The 5,665-nt window shown below is 73.6% G+C and carries 4 protein-coding genes; 1 reads left to right on the top strand and 3 read right to left on the bottom strand.

Annotated elements, in window-relative coordinates; all coding sequences use genetic code 11:
• Both AAHZ94_RS27460 and AAHZ94_RS27455 read right to left on the bottom strand, forming a co-directional pair.
• Window positions 1–1,217 (bottom strand): acyltransferase family protein (locus tag AAHZ94_RS27460; RefSeq protein WP_349996139.1); only part of this gene is annotated, 1,217 nt, incomplete at its 3' end.
• Window positions 1,218–1,316: 99 nt separating this feature from the next.
• Window positions 1,317–3,503, bottom strand: a complete 2,187-nt coding sequence (locus AAHZ94_RS27455; RefSeq protein ID WP_349996138.1) for a PIG-L family deacetylase — start codon at window positions 3,501–3,503, stop codon at window positions 1,317–1,319.
• A 259-nt stretch (window positions 3,504–3,762) separates the two neighbouring features.
• Between AAHZ94_RS27455 and AAHZ94_RS27450 the strand changes: the two genes are divergently transcribed.
• Entirely contained in the window at window positions 3,763–4,137 is a 375-nt protein-coding gene (locus AAHZ94_RS27450) for a hypothetical protein (protein WP_349996137.1), read from the top strand.
• Window positions 4,138–4,217: 80 nt separating this feature from the next.
• On the opposite strand, the gene AAHZ94_RS27445 is transcribed toward AAHZ94_RS27450, so the two are convergent.
• Window positions 4,218–5,420, bottom strand: a complete 1,203-nt coding sequence (locus tag AAHZ94_RS27445; protein ID WP_349996136.1) for a L,D-transpeptidase — start codon at window positions 5,418–5,420, stop codon at window positions 4,218–4,220.
• Between the last annotated feature and the right edge of the window lie 245 nt (window positions 5,421–5,665).

Here is a 5,665-nt window from a genome sequence, read left to right as displayed (position 1 = left end):
GCTGCGGGCACGGGCCCGGTGGCGTCGGCCACCGCGGCGGGCTCCGTACGACCACCGGCCGGACCGCCTTCGCCGCCTTCGCCACCTGCGCCGCCCGAACCGGCCCGCGGCCCCGAGTAGCGGCGCATGTCGTCGATGCCGCGCCGCAGCGCCCCGCGCAGCCAGGAACCCAGCGGGCGCTCCACACAGCGGTGCAACAGCCAGGCGGCCACCAGCATCACCCCCACCACCAGCAGGACGAGGTAGGGCGCCGGCAGCAGCCCGCGCAGCCAGTGGATCATCGTCAGGCCGATGTACATGTGCACCAGGTACAGCGGGTACGTCAGCGCCCCCGCCGTCGCCAGCCACCGCCACTGCACCCGGTCAAGCGCACCCAGCGCGATCAGCGCCAGCACGGCGAAGGCCAACGTCACGATCAGATGGGCCGGCCAGTGCGCGACGGGTTGCTTGGCGCCGGCCAGGTTGTCCCCGATGCGCTCGCCGAGGTGGTGGTGGGCGAGGAGCAGCGACACCAGCACGATGCCCCACAGCAGTGCGGTGGGCCGGAACCTGTGCATCAGGTAGAAGGCGATGCCGGCGACGAAGTACGGCGAGTAGAGCGGCATCGCCCACATGTCGAGCAGGGTGTTGTCGGCCGTCGGGGCGATCACCGCAGCGGCGGTCCAGATCCCGCAGAACATCACGCACTTGCGGTACGTCACCCCGGTGGCCACCACCACCGCGAACAACGCGTAGAACTTCAACTCGATGAACAGCGTCCAGTACACGCCGTCCACGTCCGAGACGCCCAGGCCCTGCTGAAGCATGGTCAGATTGGTGAACACCTGGTCCCAGCTGTCCACTTGGCGCACCTGCGGCCACACCGTGACCACCAGCGCCGTCAGCAGGACTGCGACCCAGTACGCCGGGTAGATGCGGGAGACCCGGGAGACCACGAAGTCACCCAGCGAGCGCCCCCAGGTGCTCATGCAGATGACGAACCCGCTGATGAGGAAGAAGACCTCGACGCCCAGCCAGCCGTAGCGGGCGTAGGCGTGCAGGGAGGGGAAGACGGCCCGCGGGTTGTTCTCCCAGCCGCCGTACAGCGCCACGTAGTGGAAGAGCACCACCATCAGGGCGGCGATCAGGCGCAGCGCGTCGAGCACATAGAGTCTGGGCGCCGACCGCTGGTGGTGGGTCACCCCGCCATCGACATCGCCTCGGTCGGCGTCGCGCATATCGTCTTCCCCTCCTCGGAGCCCGGGCCGCCGGGGACGGCGACCATTCCGGGCATGCTGACATGCCAGGAGCCCAGCTCGCCGCAGCCGGTCCGGATGTCATACGTCCGATGTCGGATGGGGCTGCCAGACCCACGGCGCGGCGCCTGCCCCCATGCCGACGACGCACACCTGCTGATCCGCACCCGTCACCAGCGCACTCGCCCCCACCGGCAGCAGGCCGATGGGTGCCCGGTGCGGCACCGCGCCGGCCGCCAGCCCCTTCTGCACCTGCATCCGACCGTCCTCGGCCCGCCCGACCAGCAGCACGGCGTCCGTGCCGCGCCGCCCGGCCACGGTCAGTGCCGCTATCGGCCCGTACCCGTCGAAGTGCCGCAGCGCGGTGCTGTGCAGTTCCCGCCCGTCGATGGCGGCCCGCGGCCCGTCGTCACCGGTCGCCGTCGCCAGCCGGTACGCGAGCGGGCTCGGCGCGGCCGGCGCCCGGTAGACCAGGGCCAGCGTGCCGTCCGGGGCCAGTGCCACGCCCGGCGGGTGGCTGGGTTGCGGCAGCCCGGTCAGCGGCTGGAAGTAGACAGGGCCGCCCGGCGCGTCCTGCGTCCAGTGGTGCACGGAGTCGTGCCCGGCGGCGAACACGTGCACCCGCTGCTGTCGGTCCACCACCGCGGACAGCCCGTCCTGTACGCCGTTGCCGCCCAGGTCCTGCCACGGCCCCCAGGCCCCGTCCGCCGCCCGCACCCGGGTCGCCAGGCCCTTGGCCGCCGTCCGGGCGAACAAGTGCACCCGGCCGTCGGGCGTGGCCAGGGCCACCGGCGTACCGACCCGCCGGCCCCGCACCGGCCGCTGCTCCGGGGTGCCGAGACGGCGCCAGGGACGCCAGGCGCCACCGGGCGTGCGCTGTTCGAGCGCCACCAGCTCCCGTACGTTGCCGCCGCCCTGCCCTTCCAGGTGGGTGAACCGCAGCCCGAACAGCACCACCCGGCCCGCGGCATCGGTGACCTGCGCCAACGCCGGCGCGAGCGGCCCGCCGCCGAGGTTCTGCGGCGCCGCCCAGCGCCCGCTGCCCGGCGCTGTCTCGCGCCAGCGCGCGGCCTGGAGACCGAGCACGCCGTACGCCTCAAGCCGGCCCGCCGCATCGGTGCGCACCGCGACCTGGGGGCCCGGGTAGCGGTGGTGGGTGGAGCGGACCCAGCCCTTGCGGCTGCGCAGCGAACGGCCCTGGCCCTGGCCGTAGTCACCGCAGCCGGCCGGGTTGCCGCACTCCCAGCGCGGGTCGCCGCCGTAGGCGTCCACCAGGCGCAGCTTGCGCTGGACGACGCCGGGCGGCAGGTTGTGCGGCCAGCGCTGGTTGTAGTAGCCGCGGAAGGCGAGGGTGGTGAAGCGCGGTGCGCGGTGGTCGCGCCGGGTGGTGTCGGCCACCCACTGGGACATCGCCTTCCAGGTGAACAGCGCGGTCGGGGTGTGGTCGCGGTGGTCGGAGCAGGAGCCGTAGTCGTTGTCCTTGGGGTGGTCGGCGTCGTGGGTCTGGAACTCCGGGTCCGGGTCCATGGTGTGGATCACCGTCGGCCGGCACTCGGTCATGATCGCGGCGAGCGCGTCGACCAGGGTGTCGTGGTGGTAGCGGCTCACCGTCCGGCACGGCGACCCGGTGGCCACCAGGGTCTGCATGACCGCGCCGGACTTGGACCACAGCGCGGGCAGCCGCACCCGCCCCGGCGAGAGCATCGCCAGGTTGAGGAAGACCAACTGGATTCGGTGCCGGCCGTGCACGAGGACGTCGCTCTCGGCCCGCACCCCGCCGGGCAGGTCGATCACCGAGGTCTGCCAGGTCGCGAACGTGTCGACGCCGATCATGGTGGCGTACGCCTGCCGCAGGCCCTGGTGCCGGGCGGCGGAGTAGGCGGCCTTGTCGAGCACGGGCCGGTCCATGCCGGGCACCCAGTTCTTGCCGATCGCCTCGCCCGCGGTGACGTAGACCGACACCACCGGCACCCCCGCGCGCACCAACTGCTCCGCGTCCGGGTTCATGAAGTACAGGTCGTCGTCCGGGTGTGCCATGACCTGGAGCAGCAGCGGCCGGCCGGCCGGGGTGTAGGCGTCGGTCGCACTCGGGTCCACGGCCCGGACCGGGGTGCGGACGGGCCGTGGCGTGCCGGAGCCACCGCCCGCGCACCCGGCGGCGGCAGCCGCGGTGACCGCGGCGATGCCGGCCAGCGCCGACCGTCGCGCTATCCCCTTGTGGGCGATGTTGTGCACCTGAGTGGCCCCGTGTCGTTCCTCGGTAGCCACCTGAAGGCCACCCTGGCATGCAGTGAGATGCCCTGGCGATCATCGAGGTTGCCCACCGGGCCGCCCAAGCCCGTCACGTATCGAAATTCTGTCCGAATCTGTCCTGATCTGTGCGTGAAATGCCGTGCGGGGACGGAGGGGGCGCTACGCAGTGAGTGATGTGGAGTGCGGTACGGAGTGCGGTGCGCGGTCCCGGCCGTGGGGCCGAGGGGACAGACGGACCGGCCGGTTCCGGCGTACGACGTGACGGCTGGGCGACGTGGCGGTTGTGCGACGTGGCGGCCGTACGACGCGACGGCGCCCGGGGGGGGGCCGCGCGCCCCCGGCCCCCCCCCCCGCGGCCGCCCCCCCCCCGGGGGGGCGGGGGGGGGGGGGGGGGGGGGGGGGGGGGGGGGGGGGGGGGGGCGCGGGGGGGGGGGGGGGGCGGGGGGGGGGGGGGCCGCGGGGGCGCCCCCCCCCCCGGGCGGGGGGGGGCCCCCCGGCGGGGCGGCCCCCCCCCCCCCCCCGGGCCCGCCCGCGCGGGGCGGACCGGGACGGGTGGTGCGGGGTGGGACGAGGTGGGTTGGGTGGGGTGGCGCGCGGTGTGGTGGATGTGGGGTGTGGGGTGTGGTCGGTGTGGGTCGGCGTTGACTGAAGGTTCCCCACCGGCCGGAACCCCGGCTGCCCCACCCGGACCCACCCGGACTCGCCCCGACCGGCCCCGACCGCCGCGGGTCAGCCGCGCAGTGCGCTCTTGGCCTGCCAGTCGCTCCAGCTCAGGTTCCACTCGCCGAAGCCGTTGTTGGGCGCGATCAGCCCCTTGGTCTCCTGGCCCTTGATCTCGAACGGGTCACCCACCCGCACCTCGCGGTAGAGCGTGGCGGCGTCCGCGTCGCTCATCCCGATGCAGCCCGAGCTGTGGTTGGCCCGGCCGAAGTAGCCGGCGTTCCACGGCGCGGCGTGCGCGTACGTGCCCGACCAGCTCAGCCGCATCGAGTAGTCGACCATCTTGTTGTACGAGTTGCCGAGGCCCACCGTCTCGGAGTTCATGTTGATGGTGCCCTCCTTGGACATCAGCACCGTGGTGCCGCGCCAGGACGCCTTGTCGCCGCCGGGCGTGCCGCCGGAGACCGGAATGGTGCGCACCTGCTGGCCGTCCCGGGTGAGGGTGAGCTGGTGGTTGTCCAGGTCCACGCTGACCACCTGGCGCGGGCCGATGGTGAAGTCCGTCGCGTAGTCGCGGACGAAGTAGCCACCGGTCGAGCCCGAGTCGACGCCGGCGAGCTGGGCCGCGAGCTTCACCTTGGTGCCCGGCTGCCAGTACTCCTTGGGCCGCCAGTCCACCCGGTCCTTGCCCGACCAGTCCTGCATCCAGCCCCACGAGCCCTCGGTGTTGTTCGACGTCGTCACCTTGAGCTGCTTCTCGACCGCGGCCTTGTTCTGTACGGGATGGTCGAAGACGATCGATATCGGCTGGGCGACGCCGACCGTGCCGCCCGTGCCGGGCCGCCAGTCCAACTTGTTGACCTTGCCCGCGGCGACCGTGCGGAAGGTGGCGGTCTTCGTCGCCTCGGCCCCGCCGGTGCCCTTGGAGTGCGCGGTGACGGTGTACGCGGCGCTCGGCGCCGTCACCCGGTCCGAGGTCCAGGAGGTGCCGTCCTTGGCGAGCTTCCCGGTCAGCTTGGTGCCCTTGGCGTCGGCGACCGTCACATCGGTCAGCTCGCCGTTCTGGGCCGTGACCTTGACCTGCTGGCCGGCCGGGACCTTGGTGCCGCTGAGGTTGACGGCGACGTTGGCCGGCTTGTCGGACTTCGCGTCCGCGCCCGCGCTGGAACAGGCGGTGAGCGCGGCGGCAGCGAGCGCGGCGGTGCCGGCGAGGGCGACGGTCCGACGGCTCTGCGGGGAAAGGCGGCGGTATGAGCGGGTGGCGTCGAACATGGCGGTTCCTCCGTGCGCTGGCTGTCGACGGGATAGAGCGCGTCGCCGGCGCGGTGGTTGCCGTACGGGCCGGAAAACTGCGTAACAGCGCTGTCACAGCCGCCGGCGGGCGAACGTGACACGGGGCTGCCTGCGCGCCGGACTGCCTGCGCGCCGGACCGCCGGGGCGGTCGGTCTGCCGGGGCGGCCGATCCGTTTGGGCGGCGCGCGCCGCCGGCCCGTGCACAGACCGCCGGGCCCGCCGC

Source organism: Streptomyces sp. HSW2009 (assembly GCF_040240285.1).
GTDB lineage: Bacteria > Actinomycetota > Actinomycetes > Streptomycetales > Streptomycetaceae > Streptomyces.
This window is presented reverse-complemented; position numbering and strand designations above follow the sequence as displayed.